This is a genomic window from Leeia oryzae DSM 17879, assembly GCF_000376945.1.
Lineage (GTDB): Bacteria > Pseudomonadota > Gammaproteobacteria > Burkholderiales > Leeiaceae > Leeia > Leeia oryzae.
This window is the reverse complement of record NZ_AQXU01000025.1, coordinates 32816-52840: the sequence shown is the minus strand read 5'-3', so window position 1 is coordinate 52840 and position 20025 is coordinate 32816. Positions and strand designations below refer to the sequence as shown.

21 protein-coding genes are annotated in these 20025 nt (G+C 53.7%); all 21 read left to right on the top strand.

Going from position 1 to position 20025, the window contains the following annotated elements:
* The first annotated feature begins 26 nt into the window (after positions 1 to 26).
* The 21 genes from F552_RS0113700 (at position 27) to F552_RS0113600 (ending at position 20014) form a co-directional block, all read left to right on the top strand.
* Positions 27 to 1238, top strand: a complete 1212-nt coding sequence (locus F552_RS0113700; protein WP_018152317.1) for an IscS subfamily cysteine desulfurase — start codon at positions 27 to 29, stop codon at positions 1236 to 1238.
* Positions 1239 to 1321: 83 nt separating this feature from the next.
* Positions 1322 to 1708, top strand: a complete 387-nt coding sequence (iscU, locus tag F552_RS0113695; RefSeq protein ID WP_026182725.1) for a Fe-S cluster assembly scaffold IscU — start codon at positions 1322 to 1324, stop codon at positions 1706 to 1708.
* 95 nt (positions 1709 to 1803) lie between these two features.
* Positions 1804 to 2127: an iron-sulfur cluster assembly protein IscA gene (gene iscA, locus F552_RS0113690; RefSeq protein ID WP_018152315.1), complete on the top strand. Its 324-nt coding sequence runs from the start codon at positions 1804 to 1806 to the stop codon at positions 2125 to 2127.
* 20 nt (positions 2128 to 2147) lie between these two features.
* Positions 2148 to 2666: a Fe-S protein assembly co-chaperone HscB gene (hscB, locus tag F552_RS0113685; RefSeq protein ID WP_018152314.1), complete on the top strand. Its 519-nt coding sequence runs from the start codon at positions 2148 to 2150 to the stop codon at positions 2664 to 2666.
* A 124-nt stretch (positions 2667 to 2790) separates the two neighbouring features.
* A complete protein-coding gene (gene hscA, locus F552_RS0113680; protein WP_018152313.1) occupies positions 2791 to 4653 on the top strand; it encodes a Fe-S protein assembly chaperone HscA in 1863 nt (620 codons plus the stop codon).
* A 4-nt stretch (positions 4654 to 4657) separates the two neighbouring features.
* A complete protein-coding gene (gene fdx / locus F552_RS0113675) occupies positions 4658 to 4996 on the top strand; it encodes an ISC system 2Fe-2S type ferredoxin (RefSeq protein WP_018152312.1) in 339 nt (112 codons plus the stop codon).
* 1 nt (position 4997) lies between these two features.
* Positions 4998 to 5192 (top strand): Fe-S cluster assembly protein IscX, encoded by a 195-nt coding sequence (gene iscX, locus F552_RS0113670; protein ID WP_018152311.1) that lies wholly within the window; start codon positions 4998 to 5000, stop codon positions 5190 to 5192.
* 135 nt (positions 5193 to 5327) lie between these two features.
* Positions 5328 to 7715 (top strand): PAS domain-containing sensor histidine kinase, encoded by a 2388-nt coding sequence (locus F552_RS0113665; protein ID WP_018152310.1) that lies wholly within the window; start codon positions 5328 to 5330, stop codon positions 7713 to 7715.
* Entirely contained in the window at positions 7708 to 8340 is a 633-nt protein-coding gene (locus tag F552_RS0113660; RefSeq protein ID WP_018152309.1) for a response regulator, read from the top strand. The genes F552_RS0113665 and F552_RS0113660 overlap by 8 nt, the downstream gene beginning before the upstream one ends.
* A 419-nt stretch (positions 8341 to 8759) precedes the next feature.
* Positions 8760 to 9857 (top strand): ABC transporter ATP-binding protein, encoded by a 1098-nt coding sequence (locus tag F552_RS0113655; RefSeq protein WP_018152308.1) that lies wholly within the window; start codon positions 8760 to 8762, stop codon positions 9855 to 9857.
* A gap of 135 nt (positions 9858 to 9992) precedes the next feature.
* Positions 9993 to 11030, top strand: coding sequence for an ABC transporter substrate-binding protein (locus F552_RS0113650; RefSeq protein WP_018152307.1), 1038 nt, complete (start codon positions 9993 to 9995; stop codon positions 11028 to 11030).
* 70 nt (positions 11031 to 11100) lie between these two features.
* A complete protein-coding gene (locus F552_RS0113645) occupies positions 11101 to 12138 on the top strand; it encodes an ABC transporter substrate-binding protein (RefSeq protein ID WP_033375651.1) in 1038 nt (345 codons plus the stop codon).
* A 27-nt stretch (positions 12139 to 12165) separates the two neighbouring features.
* Entirely contained in the window at positions 12166 to 13425 is a 1260-nt protein-coding gene (locus F552_RS0113640) for an ABC transporter permease (RefSeq protein WP_018152305.1), read from the top strand.
* A 13-nt stretch (positions 13426 to 13438) separates the two neighbouring features.
* Positions 13439 to 14263, top strand: a complete 825-nt coding sequence (locus F552_RS0113635) for an ABC transporter permease (RefSeq protein ID WP_018152304.1) — start codon at positions 13439 to 13441, stop codon at positions 14261 to 14263.
* A 205-nt stretch (positions 14264 to 14468) separates the two neighbouring features.
* Positions 14469 to 15560: a redox-regulated ATPase YchF gene (gene ychF / locus F552_RS0113630; RefSeq protein ID WP_026182723.1), complete on the top strand. Its 1092-nt coding sequence runs from the start codon at positions 14469 to 14471 to the stop codon at positions 15558 to 15560.
* A 20-nt stretch (positions 15561 to 15580) separates the two neighbouring features.
* Positions 15581 to 16120: a CNP1-like family protein gene (locus tag F552_RS19420; RefSeq protein ID WP_083917515.1), complete on the top strand. Its 540-nt coding sequence runs from the start codon at positions 15581 to 15583 to the stop codon at positions 16118 to 16120.
* A gap of 104 nt (positions 16121 to 16224) precedes the next feature.
* Positions 16225 to 16815 (top strand): ubiquinol-cytochrome c reductase iron-sulfur subunit, encoded by a 591-nt coding sequence (gene petA, locus F552_RS0113620; protein ID WP_026182722.1) that lies wholly within the window; start codon positions 16225 to 16227, stop codon positions 16813 to 16815.
* Between the two features lie 4 nt (positions 16816 to 16819).
* Entirely contained in the window at positions 16820 to 18067 is a 1248-nt protein-coding gene (locus F552_RS0113615; RefSeq protein ID WP_018152300.1) for a cytochrome b, read from the top strand.
* 15 nt (positions 18068 to 18082) lie between these two features.
* Positions 18083 to 18859 (top strand): cytochrome c1, encoded by a 777-nt coding sequence (locus F552_RS0113610; RefSeq protein ID WP_018152299.1) that lies wholly within the window; start codon positions 18083 to 18085, stop codon positions 18857 to 18859.
* A 151-nt stretch (positions 18860 to 19010) separates the two neighbouring features.
* The gene (locus F552_RS0113605) at positions 19011 to 19607 is read left to right on the top strand and encodes a glutathione S-transferase N-terminal domain-containing protein (protein WP_018152298.1); all 597 of its coding nucleotides are present in this window, start codon (positions 19011 to 19013) and stop codon (positions 19605 to 19607) included.
* On the top strand, positions 19604 to 20014 hold the full coding sequence (locus tag F552_RS0113600) for a ClpXP protease specificity-enhancing factor (protein WP_018152297.1): 411 nt from the start codon (positions 19604 to 19606) through the stop codon (positions 20012 to 20014). The genes F552_RS0113605 and F552_RS0113600 overlap by 4 nt, the downstream gene beginning before the upstream one ends.
* Positions 20015 to 20025: the final 11 nt, after the last annotated feature.

The window sequence follows — 20025 nt, the reverse complement described above, 5'->3', positions numbered from 1 at the left end:
CCAGATAGATAGGATAGAGCAGAATCATGAGCAAAAAGCCGATTTACCTCGATTACTCCGCCACCACACCCGTTGATCCACGCGTGGCTGCGAAGATGATCCCATGGTTGACAGAGCAATTTGGCAACCCGGCCAGCCGTTCGCATGCGTATGGGTGGGAAGCGGAAGAAGCGGTAGAGAATGCCCGCGAAGAAGTGGCCAAGCTTGTGAATGCTGATTCCAAAGAAATCGTCTGGACCTCCGGTGCGACCGAATCCAACAACCTGGCCATCAAGGGCGCTGCCAATTTCTATGCCAGCAAAGGCAAGCACCTGATTACCATGAAAACCGAACACAAAGCCGTGCTGGACACCATGCGCGAACTGGAACGCCAAGGCTTTGAAGTCACTTACCTGACCCCGCTGGAAAACGGCCTGATCGACATGGAAGCCTTCAAGGCAGCCCTGCGTCCGGACACCATCCTGGTGTCGGTCATGATGGTGAATAACGAAATTGGCGTGATTCAGCCAATTGCCGACATTGGTGACATCTGTCGCGAAAAAGGCATCATTTTCCATGTGGACTCAGCGCAAGCAACCGGCAAGGTAGCGATCGACCTGTCCGCACTCAAAGTGGACCTGATGAGCTTCTCTGCCCACAAGACCTACGGTCCTAAAGGCATTGGCGCGCTGTATGTACGTCGCAAACCGCGTGTGCGTATCGAAGCCCAGATGCACGGCGGCGGCCATGAGCGCGGCATGCGCTCCGGTACACTGGCGACCCACCAGATTGTCGGCATGGGCGAAGCCTTCCGTATCGCACGTGAAGAAATGGCCAGCGAAAACGAACGCATCCGCATGCTGCGTGACCGCTTGTGGCGCGGCATTTCAGAAATCGAAGAAGTGCACCTGAACGGTGACATGGATGCACGCGTGCCGCACAACCTGAACGTGAGTTTCAACTTTGTGGAAGGCGAATCCCTGATCATGGCCCTGAAAGACCTGGCCGTTTCCAGTGGTTCTGCCTGTACCTCGGCAAGTCTTGAGCCATCTTACGTGTTGCGCGCGCTGGGTCGTTCCGACGAATTGGCACACAGCTCCATCCGCTTTACGATCGGTCGCTTCACAACCGAAGCCGAGGTGGATTTCGCGGTGCAACTGATTCATGAAAAGATTGGCAAATTGCGTGAGCTTTCTCCACTGTGGGAAATGTTCAAGGATGGTGTAGACCTGAACTCGGTTCAGTGGGCTGCCCACTAATCGCACCCTGTAAGTACTGATATAATTTCTGGTGTGGCTGCATGCGTGATGCAGGCGGTGCACCGGATGACGGAGGTTACAAAATGGCTTATTCAGATAAAGTAATTGATCACTACGAAAACCCGCGCAACGTTGGCTCCTTCGAAAAAGGTGACGAAAGCGTCGGGACTGGCATGGTGGGTGCACCAGCCTGTGGTGACGTGATGAAACTGCAAATCAAGGTGAACGAAGCCGGTGTGATCGAGGACGCAAAGTTCAAAACTTACGGCTGCGGCTCTGCCATTGCATCAAGCTCTCTGGTGACCGAGTGGGTCAAGGGCAAATCGCTGGATGAAGCACTATCCATCAAGAACACCCAGATTGCCGAAGAACTGGCATTGCCACCGGTGAAAATCCACTGCTCTATCCTGGCAGAAGATGCCATCAAGGCAGCGGTAGAAGACTATAAAGCAAAGCATACTGCATCATAAACATGCAGCGGTTTAACCGGCGTCTGGCCTGACAACCTCAGTCGGTCGCCGTTGTCTTGGCGGGCAAACCCGTTATACAGACTAAAGGACAGATCATGGCAGTAACCCTATCAGAACGTGCGGCAAAACATGTTGCCAATTTTATTGCCCGTCGCGGCAAGGGAATCGGCTTGCGCCTGGGTGTCAAGACATCCGGCTGTTCAGGCATGGCGTACAAGCTGGAATTTGCTGACGAACGGGTAGACGGTGATCTGGAGTTCGTTTCCAATGGCGTGACGGTGCTGGTTGACCCGAAAAGCCTGTCTTACCTTGACGGTACTGAACTGGATTTCGTGCGGGAAGGCCTGAACGAAGGGTTCCAGTTCAATAACCCTAACGTCAAAAACGAATGTGGTTGCGGCGAAAGCTTTAACGTCTAAGCTTTTCCAGACAGGGCACAATGAATACCAATTTCTTTGAATTGTTTCATCTGCCGCAATCGTATGCGGTAGATTTGCAACAATTGGACAGTGCCTATCGTGATGTGCAGAGCCAGGTGCATCCTGACCGGTTTGCCATGGCGTCGGAGGCCGAGCGGCGCGTTGCCATGCAATGGGCTACACTGGCAAATGAAGCCTATCAGGCCCTGAAAAAACCATTGGCGCGTGCAGAATACCTGCTGAAACTGGGTGGGGTGGACCCGGAGCTGGAGTCCAATACTTCCATGCCGGTAGATTTCCTGATGGCGCAGATGGAATGGCGGGAAGAGTTGGCAGAAGCTGTCAGCAGCAAATCCGTGCCGGCCCTGTCAGGTTTGTCTTCACGCTTGCAGTCAGAAATGAATGCCATGTTATCCCGGCTTGGCTCCACGATTGATCAGGAGCAGGATCTTGCAGCGGCGGCGTTGCTGGTCAGAAAACTGAAATTTCTGCACAAGCTGGACGAAGAAATTGAAAATGCACTGGATGCCATCGGCTAAAGTGTTATCTGTATGAACGTTGCGGATCATCCAGTCATGATCCCATAACGGTACAAGAATTCGTTTTGTATCAGTAAACCATGCCGGGACAACCCGGCGTCATTTTTTGTAAGGCAATACCTGTATGGCGCTGTTACAAATATCCGAACCCGGCCTGAGTGCCGCTCCTCACCAGCACCGACTGGCAGTGGGTATCGACTTGGGGACGACCAATTCGCTCGTGGCTACTGTACGCAGCAGCATGCCTGTGGTACTGCCGGACGAGCAGGGACGCGCCTTGCTGCCTTCTGTGGTGTACTACCCGGCCGAGGATAAGGCGCTGGTCGGCTTTGAAGCCGTGCCCATGCAGGCTAAAGAGCCACAAGATACGCTGGTGTCCGTCAAGCGCTTCATGGGGCGTGGCCTGAAGGATATCCAGACCGAACATTTGCCATACCGCTTTGTCGATGCACCCGGGATGGTGCAGTTCAAACTCAAGTGCGGGCAGAAAAGCCCGGTGGAAGTCTCTGCCGATATTCTGCGCAACCTGCGCGAGCGGGCAGAGGCCTCGTTGGGCGGTGAACTGGTGGGTGCCGTGATCACCGTGCCGGCTTACTTTGATGATGCGCAGCGCCAGGCAACCAAGGATGCAGCTCGCCTTGCGGGTCTGAATGTCCTGCGCCTGCTGAACGAACCTACGGCTGCGGCCATTGCTTATGGACTGGACAATGCGTCGGAAGGTACCTTTGTTGTTTATGATCTGGGCGGCGGTACCTTTGATGTGTCGATTCTCCGCCTGACGCGCGGTGTATTTGAAGTAGTAGCTACCAGTGGTGATTCTGCTCTGGGCGGGGATGACTTTGACCACCGTATCTACTGCTGGCTGCTGGAGCAGGCCGGGCTGTCCCAGCTGGGCGGACGCGATAGCCGCTTGTTGCAGCAGAAAGCCCGGGAGGCCAAGGAAGCCCTGACGGATAAGCTGTCGACCCAGATTGCAGCCGTACTGGAAGACGGTTCTCCCATCAATGTCGAACTGACCCAGCAAACCTATTTTGACCTGACCCGCCATCTGGTGGATAAAACCCTGATGCCGGTCCGCAAGGCCCTGAAAGATGCCGGTCTCAGTACAGACCAGATCGACGGTGTGGTGATGGTGGGAGGCTCGACTCGTATGCCTCACGTGCAACATGCCGTTGCCCAATACTTTGACAAACCGCCGCTCAATAATCTGGACCCGGACAAAGTGGTTGCGCTGGGGGCAGCCATTCAGGCGAATGTGCTGGCCGGAAACAAGTCCGGTGACGAATGGCTGCTGCTGGACGTGATCCCGCTATCGCTCGGGCTGGAAACCATGGGCGGACTGGTCGAGAAAATCATTCCGCGCAATAGCACCATTCCGACGGCACGTGCGCAAGAATTTACCACTTTCAAGGATGGCCAGACCGCCATGCGGGTGCATGTGCTGCAAGGCGAACGCGAGCTGGTCAAGGATTGCCGGTCCCTGGCGACCTTTGACCTGAAGGGCATCCCGCCGATGGCTGCGGGTGCTGCGCGGATCCGGGTGACGTTCCAGGTGGACGCCGATGGCCTGCTGTCCGTTACCGCAATGGAAATGACCAGTGGCGTCCAGTCCAGCGTGGTGGTCAAACCGGCCTACGGCCTGACGGATGATGAAATTACCCGCATGCTGAAATCCAGTATCGAGCACGCGCAGGATGACATGGCGGCACGTCGCTTGTCGGAAGCAACTGTGGACGCAACCCGCCTGATAGAAGCTACCCAGGCGGCCCTGGCAGAAGACGGCGACGCTCTGCTGGACGCGGATGAACGCGGCATCATCGATCAGGCATTGCAGCAACTGAGTGCGGCGATCGCCGCCCAGGATGAAGCCCGCATTCGCCAGGCCTCCGACGAGGCCTCACGCGTGACCGATGAATTTGCCTCCCGCAGGATGGACGCCAGTATTCGTAAAGCACTGTCTGGCCAGAAACTGTCAGAATTAGGATAAAACCATGACCCGAATTACCATTTTACCGCACGAAGAAATCTGTCCTTCCGGTGCCGTGATCGAGGCAGCACCCGGCACAACCATCTGTGATGCCTTGCTGGATCAGGACATTGATATTGACCACGCCTGTGGCCAGGTGTGCGCCTGTACGACTTGCCATGTGGTCGTGAAAGAGGGATTTGACTCTCTTAACGATACGACGGAAGATGAAGACGACATGCTGGACCGTGCCTGGGGATTGACGGCACAGTCCCGTTTGTCCTGTCAGGCCAAAATCGGTGACACGCCAATCGTGATCGAAATCCCGAAATACAGCCTGAACCACGCAAAAGAGGGGCATTAACATGAAATGGACTGATTCCCGTGAAATTGCCATTGCGCTGGCAGATACGCATCCGGATGTGGACCCGAAATCCGTGCGCTTTACCGATCTGATGCATTGGGTCATGGCCTTGCCTGGCTTTGATGATGTTGAAGGTCACTGCGGCGAAAAGATTCTGGAAGCCATCCAGCTGAACTGGATGGATGAAGCCGACTGACGGTCTCGCAAGGTTTGTCCGTGATCAAAGCCCCGCCATTGCGGGGCTTTTTCATGTGGCTGACACCGGGCTTTTGCTGTCCATATCGGGTCGCCTCTGGCACAATCGGGTTATCTGAAGCTGTGCTGGGACTCCATGAAGCGTTTTTTGTTTATTCTGTGCATCCTGTGGTTGTCAGCCGTTGGGCGGATGGCGAGCGCCGCACCGGTCTGGAACAGTGCAGAATCTGCCTGGCTGACGGCGCACCCGGTGATTCACGTCGGGCTGGTCACTAACCCGCCTCACGCGCAAATTGATCCGAGGACCGGGACGCTGCTGGGGTACTCGCCGGCCTTTCTGGTGACCTTGCAACGCCAGCTGGGTATTCACCTGCAGCCCAAATGGTATGAATCACCAGAGGCACTTGAAAGTGCGTTCAGGTCTCACGAAATTGACCTTACCCTGCCTGCGCAGCAAACGCCGGATGCCCTGAAATACGCCATTTTTTCGGACCCCTATCTGCGGTTGTCCAACAAGTTGCTAGTCCGTAATGACTATCACGGCGAAAGCATTCTGGAAGATTTGTACGATGTTCGCCTGGCGGTGGTGGCCGGTTCACCGGTCTCGGCTTTTCTGACACGCAATTACCCGATTTTGCCGCAGCAAACCTACGCAACCGAGGCCGAGGTGGCCGGAGCTGTCGTGCGTGGCGAAGCCGACATTGCCGTGCTGGACCAGGGCAAGAGTACCTTCCTGATCCGGCAGATTGCCTATGCCCGTTTGCGGATGATTGGGGATAGCGGCTACAACTCGCTGATGCGTATTGCCGTGCGTTCCGACTGGCCTGATTTTGCCCACATTCTGGACAAGGCAATTGCAAGCGTGCCGGATACCGACATGCGGGTGCTGTATAACAAATGGATGCTGCCACCCCAGCCTCAACTGCTGGACAGCCGCATTTTCTGGGGCCTGATCACTGCTGGCTTGTTCTTGCTGGCGTTGTGGATGGCCTGGCTGACGCTGGTCAACCGCCGCTTACGCCGTCAGTCACAGCAGCAGTTGCTGCAGCTGGAGCAGGATTTGCTGGACCGCCATGAAATGACAGCCCAGTTGTCCCAAACCCAGTTCACGGTAGACCACGCCACCGTCGGCATTTTTCAGGTGAATTGGGATGGACGCATACAATATGTGAACCAGGCGGCCGCCAGTCTGACTGGTTTTACCTGCCTGGAACTGACCAACCTGACCCTGCAGCGCCTGATGCCCGGGTTCACGGTCGATTTGTGGCTGGATTTCTGGCACCAGATGCGCCAGCAGCAGTCCTCGGCCTTTGAAAGCACGCTGGCCCGGCAAGGGGGTGGTACTATTTCGGTCGAAGTTACCGCCAGTTATCTGGCTTGGACAGAAAACGAATATGTGGTGTGCTTTGTCACGGACATTACCGAGCGCCAGCGTATCCAGCAGGCATTACGCAACAGTGAAGAGCGGTTTAAAGGCATTGCAGCCAATGTGCCCGGTGTCGTGTTCCAGCTGGAAAAACGCACCGACACCAAGCAGGTTTCCCTCACCTATCTTTCGGAAGCCAGTTTTGCATTGCTAGGTTATAGCCCGGAAGAAATTCATCACAGCCAGCTCGATATCAGCCGCTTTGTCCATCCGGAAGACAAGGCGAGCTTTGAGCTCAGCTGGGCATCTGCCAAGGGCCACTTGTCCGACTGGCACTGGCAGGGCCGGATGCTGACGGATAATCAGCAGGTCCGCTGGGTGGACTTGAAGGCCAGTATGCGGCACTTGAGCAGTGATACCATCGTCTGGGACGGTACCTTGTGGGACATCAGCGAGAACAAGCGCAACGAATTGTCTCTGGCGGAAACCAGTGCACGCCTGAGAGAGCTGTCGGTTCACCTTGAAACCGTGCGGGAAGAGGAAAAGGCCCGTATTGCCCGGGAAGTGCACGACGAGCTGGGGCAGGTTCTGACGGCGCTGAAACTGGAAACCTCGATGTGCGAGCTGGCATTTGCCAGCCAGACCCCGGGTTTGCAAGAGCGACTGTCCAGCATGAAGAAGCTGATCGACCAGACCATCCAGATGGTACGCAATGTGGCAACCGCTTTACGTCCCCCGGTGCTGGACCTGGGGTTACCAGCAGCGCTTGAATGGTACGCCCGGCGGTTTGAAGCCAGGTTTGTGATTCCGGTCGCGGTCACTTTGCCACCCGGGTTGCCGGAGCTGGCCGATAGCGAGGCGACGGCGCTGTTTCGTATTGTGCAAGAGGCGCTGACCAATGTTGCCCGACATGCCGAGGCCGGTAGCGTCCGTATTGATTTGGCGATGACGCCGACAGGCTTGACGCTGACCATCGCGGATGACGGCAAAGGCTTTGATCCTGGGCACGCTTCTGAAGAGCGTTCTTTTGGCTTGATCGGTATACGCGAGCGGGTAGAGATGATGGGCGGCAGCTTCCTGATTGAAAGCCGCCTGGGACAAGGGACGGTACTGACCGTTAAAGTCCCGCTAACGATGGAGCATACACGTCATGATTAGGGTAATTGTTGCAGATGACCACAAGATCGTCAGGGAAGGGCTCAAGCAACTGATCGGCTTGGCACCAGATCTGTCTGTTGTCGGCGAGGCGACGAACGGCTCTGAGGTGCTGGAGCGGGTAAGAAGTACGCCATGCGACGTATTGCTGCTGGATATTTCGATGCCGGACTGCAACGGCGTGGAAGTGATTCCGCGCATCAAGGCCATGGCTTCGTCCCCGGCCATCTTGATGCTGTCGATGCATAACGAGGCTCAAATTGCTGCCCGTGCGCTCAAGAATGGCGCTTCGGGCTATACCACCAAGGATAGCGACCCTGCGCTGTTGCTGGCCGCCATCCGCAAGGTGGCGGCAGGCGGCCGTTACATCGAGCCAGAACTGGCAGACCGTCTGGTGTTTGAGGTGGGTTTATCCAGTGACAAACCGGTGCATTCGGCCTTGTCAGAGCGTGAACTCCAGGTATTCGAGCGTCTGGTCAAGGGGGCGCACCTGAACGATATTGCCGAACAGTTGGCCATCAGCTCCAAAACCGTCAGTACGCACAAGGTACGGATCATGCAAAAGCTGGGGGTCACCTCCAATGCCGAGCTGGTCCGCTACGCACTGGAAAACCAGCTCTTCCACTAAGCCATCGGCCTGTTGTACCGACTCCTCTGTCATGCCGGACACCTGTTGTCAGGTGTCCGGCTTTCTTTTTTCTCGGTGCGCATCATCATGAAGCGCGGCTGTGAATCAATTACCGCAAAAAAATCGGCTGATTTTTCCCCATAGTCTGCCTGAGCGTCGTATCAGGCATGGATGGGTAATACCATGGCGGTTGCATGTTTGTTGTCGCCTGATGTGTTCGGATTTGTATTGCTTTTCAATGACTTAATCGTCAGTTAAAACTACATTTTGACTACATAAATCTTCGGGTGACTGTTCTTTGTAGGGAAAACCCTACAAAGAAATAGGACTTTTCCCTAAGTGAAAATCCGCGACCACTGATATTGCTACCCCAAAACAAAGCGCATCATACGATCCATTACTAACCGGATGGATCAATCATGTCCGACACATCAAAAGACATCCTAGTCAGCTTCCGCAACGTACAGAAAAGTTACGACGGTGAAAGTCTCATCGTCAAAAACTTGAATCTGGATATTCAGCGCGGAGAATTTTTGACACTGCTCGGACCATCTGGTTCCGGCAAAACCACCAGCCTGATGATGCTGGCCGGTTTTGAAACCCCGACTGCCGGCGAAATCCGCCTGGGCGAACGCACATTGAATAATGTGCCACCGCACAAGCGCAACATCGGCATGGTGTTTCAGAACTACGCCCTGTTCCCGCATCTGACTGTGGCAGAGAACCTGGCCTTCCCGCTGAAAGTGCGCAAACTGAGCGCCAGCGTGGTGGACGAGAAGGTGAAGAAAGTGCTGGGCATGGTGCAGCTGGACAAGTTTGCACACCGTTACCCAGGCCAGATGTCTGGCGGCCAGCAGCAACGTGTGGCACTGGCCCGTGCACTGGTGTTTGAACCGCAACTGGTGCTGATGGATGAGCCGCTGGGCGCGCTGGACAAACAACTGCGTGAACACATGCAGATGGAAATCAAGCACATTCACGAGCGCCTGGGCGTTACCGTGGTGTACGTGACCCATGACCAGAGCGAAGCATTGACCATGAGTGACCGTGTGGCTGTATTTAACAACGGTGACATTCAGCAGATCGACGCACCGCGTGCCTTGTATGAAGAACCGACCAGTTCTTTCGTGGCCAACTTCATCGGTGAAAACAACCGCATGAATGGTGTACTGCAAAGTGCCAACGGCAACAGCTGCCAGGTACGCCTGCAGCACGGCGAAGTGATCGAAGCCAAACAGGTGAACGTGGGCGAAATCGGCCAGCCGGTGTCTATCTCTATCCGGCCTGAGCGCATCTTGCTGAACAATGACAGCGAGTCTTGTACCAACCGCTTTAGTGGTCGTGTGTGTGAGTTTGTATATCTGGGTGACCATGTGCGCATCCGGATGGAAGTTTGTGGCGAGACAGACTTCGTCGTGAAAATGCCGATCGCCCGTCTGGACGATAAGCTAAAAGTGGGTGATGTGGTGCCGATTGGCTGGGCGATGGATCATGCCCGGGCGCTCGACCCGCTGTAATCCTTGTCTGGGGACTGCCAGACGCGGCGGGGTAGCAGCTTTCATACTGCCACCTGGTCACAGAGTTTTGAGTTGTCGATTTATTTAAATTTGATGCTGTAACGCAAACCAATTTTTGTGTGAGGAGCGAGTTAAATGAGTAACGTACGTATTAAACCAATCGTGTTGGCTGCTGGTGTTGCTTTCATGGCACTGTCTGCATCTGCCAAAGACATCACCGTGATCTCTTTCGGTGGCGCTAACAAAGCTGCTCAGGAAAAAGCCTACTACACCCCGATCAAGGCTCAGGGCATCAACGTGATTGCATCCGAGTACAACGGTGAAATGGCCAAAATCAAGGCCATGGTAGACACCAAGAGCGTGTCTTGGGACGTTGTAGAAGTTGAATCTCCAGAACTGGCTCGCGGCTGTGACGAAGGCATGTTCGAAAAGCTGGATTACAGCAAGATCGGTAACAAAGCCGACTTCGTGCCAGGTGCCGTTCAGCAATGTGGCGTTGGCGTGTTTGTATGGTCTACCGCACTGGCCTACAACGCAGACAAACTGAAAACAGCACCAACATCTTGGGCTGATTTCTGGGACACCAAAAAATTCCCAGGCAAACGTGGTCTGCGTAAAGGCGCCAAGTACACCCTGGAAATCGCTTTGATGGCTGACGGTGTTGCTGCAAAAGACGTTTACAAAGTACTGGCTACACCAAAAGGCGTTGACCGTGCATTCAAGAAACTGGACCAGCTGAAAGCTAACATCCAGTGGTGGGAAGCCGGTGCTCAGCCACCACAATTCCTGGCTTCTGGCGACGTTGTGATGAGCTCTGCCTACAACGGCCGTATCTCTGCCGCTGCCAAAGAAGGTAAAAACCTGAAAGTGGTCTGGAACGGTAGCTTGTACGACTTCGACTACTGGGCCATTCCAAAGGGTAGCCCAAACAAAGACGAAGCCATGAAGTTCATCGGTTTTGCTAGCCAGCCAGCTAACCAGAAAGTGTACTCAGAGAACATCTCTTACGGTCCTTCTAACAAGAAAGCCGTTGCACTGCTGGCACCAGCCGTTGCTGCTGACCTGCCAACATCACCTAAGAACATCAAGGGTGCTGTCGGTGTTGACACTGTATTCTGGGCTGACTTCGGTGAGTCTCTGGAACAGCGCTTCAACGCATGGGCTTCTAAATAAGTTCCCCTCTGATTGCGTGTGCAATCCCGCCCTCATGTGAGGGCGGTCTTTTGTAAAAAGGACCCCTCGGATGAGGTCAAGGTTAACTCGGCAGGCATTGACGGCAGCACTGGTATTTTCAGGGTTGCAGCTGGCAAGTGCAGGTTCATTGACCATCGTCTCGTTCGGGGGAGCCAACCAAGAAGCACAGGCAAAAGCTTTTTATACGCCTTTTCAGTCTGCATCAGGTACGCAGGTGATTCCTGCCGATTACAACGGCGATATCGCACAGGTAAAGCAGGCCAAAGACACCCATGTACCGGCCTGGGATATCGTGGAAGTCGAATCTCCCGAGTTGCTGCGCGGCTGTGAAGAAGGGTTGTATGAAAAGTTGAGCTGGTCAAGGCTGGGTAATGCATCCAGTTTTGTGCCTGGTGCAGTAAGTCATTGTGGTGCAGGCATTTTTGTCTGGTCTACGGTGATGGCTGTCAAGAACCAGGGCGTTCAACCGTCATCCTGGTCAGAGTTTTGGGATGTCAGCAAGTTTCCAGGTAAACGGGGCTTGCGCAAAGGTGCCAAATACAATCTTGAATTTGCGCTGATGGCAGATGGTGTAAAACCGACAGACGTTTATCGTCTGCTACCAACACCGGAAGGCCAGAATCGTGCGTTTAAAAAATTGCAGCAGCTCCGCCCCTATATCCAGTGGTGGGAAGCTGGTGACCAGCCGCAGCAATGGTTGCAAAGCGGTCAGGTCGTTGCAAGTACCGCCTATAACGGCAGAGTTTCGCTGGCCCGACGCAAGGGTAGTCCGCTAAAAACGGTCTGGCGTGATTCGATTTATGATTTTGACAGCTGGGCGATCATCAAGGGTTCTCCCAACAAGGATGCCGCACTCAAGTTTATCGAGGCCTCCTTGAAACCCGGGCGCCAGGCTGCTTTTGCAGAAATGATGACTTACGGCCCGACACAGTACGATGCCGTCAGTCTGGTAAACAAGAAGATTCAGGGTGATTTACCCACCTCGCCTGAAAACATGGTCCAGGGCATTCCGCTGGATGTCGTGTTCTGGGCTTTATATGGTGACAAGCTGGAAAAGCGTTTTAGCAGCTGGTTGGCTGGTAAGTAACAGACAAAACGCACTGGAGAAAAAGAAATGACCACGAGTGCTGCGCCTCAGGCGCCCATTCTCACCGTTGACGGTGTACCCCTCAAGACCCAGTTACACCGTGCAGAACGGATGAACCGGATCAAGTCACTGGCGCTGATTGCACCATTGGCCATCTTTCTGATTCTGGTATTTATCGTGCCACTGGTGGCCATGCTCAAAAAGAGCGTGGATAACCCCGAAGTGCACGATACCCTGCCAAAAACCTCTGCTGCGATTTCGCACTGGGACGGTAAAGGCCTGCCTGCCGAAGACGTCTACCAGTCGCTGATTGCCGACCTGCAAGTAGCCTATGACAACCAGACCATGGGCGACCTGGGCAAGCGCCTGAACACCGAACTGCCAGGCTACCGCAGCCTGATCAACAAGACCGCGCGTGCCTTGCCTTTCGATCCGAAGCCGGCATCCGTGAAAGCGGCCATGACAGAGTTGGACGAGCGCTGGGGCGATCCGACCTACTGGCAGGTGATTCGCCGTAACGCCTCTGCCTATACCCCGTATTATCTGCTGGCCTCACTGGACCACCGTATTGACGAACAAGGTCAGATTGTCGCGGCCGAACCTGAACAAGCCATTTACCTGGACGTGTTTGCACGTACCCTGTGGATGAGCTTTGTCGTGACCATCCTGTGTCTGGTGTTCTCGTATCCGGTAGCATATCTGCTGGCGACCTTGCCAACCCGCAAGTCCAACCTGCTGATGATCTGCGTGCTGCTGCCATTCTGGACCTCGGTACTGGTGCGTGTTGCTGCCTGGATCGTCTTGCTGCAATCCGGCGGTATCATCAATAGCACCCTGATCCATCTGGGCATCATTGATCAGCCGCTGCAACTGGTGTTTAACCGTACCGGTGTGTATATCTCCATGGTGCACATCCTGATGCCATTCATGATTTTGCCGATCTACAGCGTGATGAAAGGGATTTCCCCAAGTTACCTGCGTGCCGCCATTTCGCTGGGTAGCCATCCGTTTGCCGCCTTCTGGCAAGTGTACTTCCCGCAAACCGTGGCCGGCGTGGCTGCAGGTGGTTTGCTGGTGTTCATCATGTCCATTGGTTACTACATTACGCCTGCCTTGCTGGGTAGCCCGAATGATCAGATGGTCAGCTACTTTGTTGCCTTCTACACCAACACCACCATCAACTGGGGTATGGCAACGGCACTGGGCGGCCTGCTGTTTGGCGCCACACTGATTCTGTACATCGTTTATAGCTGGCTGGTAGGTGCAAACCGCCTGCGTCTGGGTTAATAGGGAGGCTCTCATGTTGCAACCATACGCGACACCCGTTGAACGTATCTGGTACTGGGCTTTCCGTATCCTGTGTACCCTGGTGGTTCTGTTTCTGATTCTGCCAATTCTGGTGATCGTGCCGCTATCATTTAACGGCGGCTCGTTCCTGGTCTATCCGCTGCAAGGTTTCTCCCTGCGCTGGTATCAGGACTTCTTCACCTCGGCCGAATGGATGCGCTCGCTGAAGAACAGCATGATCGTGGCGCCTGCGGCTACACTGGTCGCGATGACACTGGGCACCATGGCAGCTGTTGGCCTGACCCGTGCCGAGTTCCGCTTCAAGTCACTGCTGATGAGTACCCTGATCTCCCCAATGGTGGTGCCGGTGGTGATTGTCGGTGTGGCGACATACCTGTTCTTTGCACCGCTGGGCATGTCCAACAGCTACCTGTCACTGATTCTGGTGCACGCCGCACTGGGCGTTCCGTTCGTGATCATTACCGTGACGGCCACGCTGCAGAGCTTCAACCGCAACCTGACCCGTGCAGCGGCCAGCCTGGGTGCCGACCCGCTGACCACGTTCTTTAAAGTTACGTTGCCATTGATCGCCCCTGGCGTGATTTCCGGTGCCCTGTTTGCGTTCGCGACTTCATTTGATGAAGTGGTGGTGACCCTGTTCCTGGCGGGTCCGCAACAGGCGACACTGCCACGGCAAATGTTTGGTGGTATCCGTGAAAACATCAGCCCGACGATTGCTGCCGTTGCAACCATCCTGATCGCTTTCTCGGTGGTGATGCTGCTGACGCTGGAATGGCTGCGCGGCCGTAGCGAAAAACTGCGTACAACAGCAGAGTAAGAAGCAGAGAACTGGCAATGCCAGTCGCAGAAAATTTGATATCCTTTGTACTAGAACTTGGCGAGCCTGTGGCTCGCCATCTTTTTTTGCCTGCCCATACTGCGTTTGGCAGTGTACAATCTCGGCATTCTCCCTGTTGCCAGAATGGAAACAGGTGCTTTTATAGCAATAAATGTAAAAAATTCAGATAAATAGGTCTTCAAACATGAGTCTAAAGTGCGGTATCGTCGGTTTGCCTAACGTCGGAAAATCCACCCTGTTTAATGCGTTAACCAAGGCGGGTATCGAGGCTGCAAACTATCCTTTCTGTACCATCGAACCTAACGTAGGTGTGGTCGAGGTGCCGGACCCAAGGCTTGATCAACTGTCAGCCATCATCAATCCGCAGCGTGTCGTCCCCGCCATTGTGGAGTTCGTGGATATCGCCGGTCTGGTGGCTGGTGCCAGCAAGGGGGAAGGGCTGGGCAACCAGTTTCTGGCCAACATCCGTGAAACGGATGCCATCGTTAACGTGGTGCGTTGTTTTGAAGATGACAACATCGTTCACGTCGCTGGCAAGGTAGACCCGATCTCTGATATCGAAGTGATTCTGACCGAGCTGGCGCTAGCCGACCTGACCGCGGTCGAGCGTACCATCCACCGTGATTCGAAAAAAGCCAAGTCCGGTGATAAAGACGCACAGAAACTGGTCGCCATCCTGGAAAAACTGCTACCGCATCTGAATGAAGGCAAGCCTGCCCGTTCAGCAGGCTTGTCAGAAGAAGATAAAGCACTGATCAAGCCATTGTGCCTGCTGACTATCAAACCGGCCATGTATGTTGCCAACGTCGCAGAAGACGGTTTCAAAAATAACCCGCTGCTGGATCGCGTAACGGAACTGGCAAAATCAGAAGGTGCGCCTGTGGTTGCCGTCTGTGCTGCCATCGAATCTGACATTGCCGAACTCGAGGACGCCGACAAGGCCGAGTTCCTGGCAGAGCTGGGCCTGGAAGAGCCCGGCCTGAACCGTCTGATTCGCGCGGCTTATGAGCTGCTGGGGCTGCAAACCTACTTTACCGCCGGTGTGAAAGAGGTTCGTGCCTGGACCATTCACAAAGGGGATACGGCTCCTCAGGCCGCCGGCGTGATTCACACCGATTTCGAGCGCGGCTTCATCCGTGCCCAGACCATTGCCTTTGATGACTTCATCACCTACAAGGGCGAGCAGGGCGCGAAAGAAGCCGGCAAGATGCGCGCCGAAGGCAAAGAATACATCGTGAAAGATGGCGATGTACTCAACTTCCTGTTTAACGTTTAAGCGATCATAGAAAAACCGCCATGAAACATGCTATGTTCAAACTCTTTATGTGGTTTGTATCTGGTTTGATGCTGTCGCATATTGCCCATGCAGAAGAAACCGTGCTGGAAGAGCCGGATGACATGCCCTGGGAAGAGGTGAAGACACAGCTTCCGCCATATCCGGAGAATCCGGAATGGCTGAAGTTTACTGTCACGTCTGCCACGACCAATACCTTCTACATTGATGCCAAGAGTCTTGAAATCACCAAAGACGGTGTCGTGCACTACACCATGCGTGTTGTCAGCGAAAACGGCGCCGTAAACGTGACGCGCGAAGGCATGCGATGCGCGACCCGCGAGCAAAAGCTTTACGCCATTGGCGATGACAGAAGCAAAACATGGCGTGAACCCCATAACAGTCAATGGGTGTTTTTCAAGAAATGGGCCGTCAACAGACAGCTTAACGTTCTGTACGATGACTACTTTTGCCCTGGCAGGATTGCCGTGTACAAGGTGGAGCAATCCATCAATGCACTGCGCAGAGGGGTGCCGGTTGCAGGAAATGTAAGCAGAGATTGATGTACTTTGTGGCAAATTGTCACAATTTTGGTCGCTAGAGGGTTAAGGAATCCTCCTCTTTGCGTTAGAATAGAAAAGTTTTAGATCATGGCGGGAAACGAGCGATGAGCAATCAAGTAGTTGATAGTGGAAAGCGCCGGTTTCTTCTTACCGCTTCAGGCGTGTTAGGAGGAGCTGCAGTGGCTGGGGTTGCGACCCCATTTGTAGCAAGTTGGTTCCCTAGTGCCCGCGCAAAAGCGGCTGGTGCACCAGTGGAAGTCGACATTAGCAAAATCGAACCGGGCCAGTTGCTGGTGGTTGAATGGCGTGGCAAGCCAGTATGGGTTCTGAACAGAACACCAGAAATGCTTGCTGCCTTGCCAACACTGGACAGCAAACTGACAGACCCTAAATCCGAGCAGCCTCAGCAGCCGGATTATGCCAAAAACGAAGGACGCTCTGTAAAACCAGAGATCTTCGTGGCGCTGGGCGTCTGTACGCACTTGGGCTGTTCGCCAACACTTCGCAAAGAAGTGGGTCCAGCCGATCTTGGTGCTGACTGGAAGGGCGGTTTCCTGTGCCCTTGCCATGGTTCTCGTTTTGACCTGGCTGGCCGCGTGTTTGCCGGTTCTCCAGCACCAATCAACCTTGAAATTCCACCTTACAAGCTGACTGGTAATACATTGCTGGTTGGTGACGATGGCAAGGGAGCTTAATTAAATGTCGAACAATAGCAAAGCTGATCAGTTGCTAGGCTGGGTGAATGCCCGTTTCCCGCTGACAAAGATGTGGGAAGAACAATGGGGCAAATACGCTGCGCCTAAAAACTTCAACTTCTGGTACTACTTTGGTTCACTGGCAGCCCTGGTGCTGGTCATTCAGATTGTGACCGGTATTTTCCTGACCATGAACTACAAGCCTGATGCACAAACCGCATTCTATGCGGTGGAATACATCATGCGTGACGTTCCTGGCGGCTGGTTGATCCGCTACATGCACTCTACCGGCGCTTCCATGTTCTTCGTGGTGGTCTACCTGCACATGTTCCGCGGTTTGCTGTACGGCTCGTACAAGGCACCACGCGAACTGATCTGGATCTTCGGTGTCATGATCTTCCTGGCCCTGATGGGTGAGGCATTCATGGGCTACCTGCTGCCATGGGGTCAAATGTCATTCTGGGGCGCCCAGGTGATTGTGAACCTGTTCGGCTCTGTGCCATTCATCGGCCCTGATCTGGCTGTCTGGATTCGTGGTGACTACGTTGTGTCTGACGTTACCCTGAACCGTTTCTTCGCACTGCACGTGATTGCATTGCCGCTGGTGCTGATTGGCCTGGTTGCCGCTCACCTGATGGCGCTGCATGAAGTGGGTTCAAACAACCCGGACGGTGTAGAAGTCAAGAAACAGCCTAAAGATCCTAAAACCGGTCTGTATCTGGATGCAATCTACAGCCACCCTTACTACACCATCAAGGATATTTATGGTGTTGTGGTGTTCCTGATTGTGTTCTCTGCGATCTTGTTCTTCTTCCCTACCGGGGGTGGCTACTTCCTGGAAGATAACAACTTCTTCCCGGCTGATCCGCTGAAGACACCGCCGCACATTGCACCAGTCTGGTACTTCACACCATTCTATGCCATCTTGCGTGCCATTCCGCCATTGTTCGGTTCCCAGTTCCCGGGCGTTGCCCTGATGGGCCTGGCAGTGATTTCTTTTGCACTGTTACCATGGCTTGATCGTAGCCCGGTCAAGTCTATCCGCTACCGTGGCAATATTTACAAGATTGCACTGGCATTGTTTGTGGTTGCCTTCTGTGGCTTGGGGTATCTGGGGGTTCTGCCTTCTACACCTTCTCGCACCGTACTGGCCCGTATTTATAGCGTGATCTACTTCGCCTTCTTCTACTTGATGCCGTTCTACACCAAGATCGACAAAGTGAAGCCTGTGCCTAGCCGCGTGACCATGTAAGGAACGGAACAAGTCATGAAATTCAAGTCAATCAGTAAAAAAATACTTGCCCTGGCCTGTGTGGTTCCGATGTTTGCCATGGCAAATGAAGGTGGCCCGACGCTGGACAAGTTCGATGTGAATACACACGACCTGGAGTCACTGCAGCGTGGTGCGCAAACCTTTGCGAACTACTGCCTGTCATGCCACTCTGCACAAGCCATGCGTTTCAATGGCCTGGCTGACATCGGGATTCCCGACCAGCAAGTCAAAGACAACATGCTGTTCGCCGCAGACAAAGTGACTGACCCGATGAAGGTTGCGTTGAACCCGAAAGAAGCCAAAGGTTTCTTCGGTGCGACCCCACCGGATTTGTCCGTGATTGCACGTGCACGTGGTGCAGACTGGCTGTATACCTACCTGCGCAGCTTCTACCGCGATCCATCCCGTCCAACAGGCTGGAATAACGTGGTGTTTGACAAAGTGGGCATGCCGCATGTGCTGTGGGAACTGCAAGGCGAACAGCACGCTGTGTTCAAAACCGAGAAAAATGCAGAAGGCCAGAGTGTTCAAGTGCTTGAAAAGCTTGAGCTGGTAAAAGCCGGTACGCTGACCAGCCTGTCTGGCGGCAAAGCCAATACAGCTGATTACGATCAGAAAGTTGGCGATCTGGTGAACTTCCTGGTATGGATGGGTGAGCCACACCAAAACCTGCGTGAACAACTGGGCTATGCAGTCCTGCTGTTCCTGGGTATCTTGTTGTTGCCATTTGTCTACTTGCTGAAACGTGATTACTGGAAAGAAATCCATTAATCAGGCATCTGCAGGTGCAAAATGAAAAACGGAGGCTTGCCTCCGTTTTTTTATTGTAAATCAATGGGTTAAGAGATAGTTCTGGAAATTGCACCCCCGAGTTTGGTAGAATCATCCTTTATCTCTGTTTTGACTGGAAGTTTTTCTCATTATGATGACACTTTACTCGGGCACAACCTGTCCATTTAGCCATCGTTGCCGGATTGTCCTGTTTGAAAAGGGCATGGATTTCCAGATCGTTGATGTGGACATTCACAATAAGCCTGAAGATCTGGCCGTGATGAATCCATATAACCAGGTGCCGGTTCTGGTTGAACGTGACCTGATTTTGCATGAATCCAACATCATCAATGAATACATTGATGAAAGATTTCCGCATCCACAGTTGATGCCTGCAGACCCTATCATGCGTGCTCGCGCTCGTCTGTTCTTGTACCGTTTTGAAAAAGAGCTGTTTGTTCATGTCGAGTCTCTGGAAAAAGAAGACAAAAACCTGGACAAGGCACGTGCAGCCATCCGTGATGGTCTGTCGCAATTGGCACCCATTTTCACCAAGCAGAAGTTCATCCTGGGTGAAGAGTTCTCCATGCTGGATGTGGCGGTTGCCCCGTTGCTGTGGCGCCTGGAGCATTATGGCATCGAGCTGCCAAAAACTGCTGCGCCAGTACTTAAATACGCTGAGCGGCTGTTTAGCCGTCAGGCATTTATTGATTCACTGACTGCTTCTGAAAAGGCAATGCGTAAGTGAGCGATCAACTTTCGACGACACCGTATTTTATCCGCGCGATTTACGAATGGTGTACTGATGCCGGTGAAACCCCGCATATTGCAGTCGCGGTGTCGCCTCAGACGATTGTTCCGGTCCAGTTTGTGCGTGATGGCGAAATTGTCCTGAATATTGGTGCACGTGCAGTACAACGGTTGCAAATTGATAATCATGCAATTACGTTTTCTGCCCGCTTTAATGGGGTTGCACAAGAATTGTATGTCCCCATTCATCGAGTGCGTGCCATCTATTCTCGCGAGAGCGATACCGGAATGATGTTTGAGATATCGGATGATCCGGAATTTGCGGGTGCAAACCAGAATATTGAAGAAAAAATAGAGAAATCTGAAAAAAGCACTTCCAAACCCGGATTAAAGTTGGTAAAATAGCTGTCTAATTT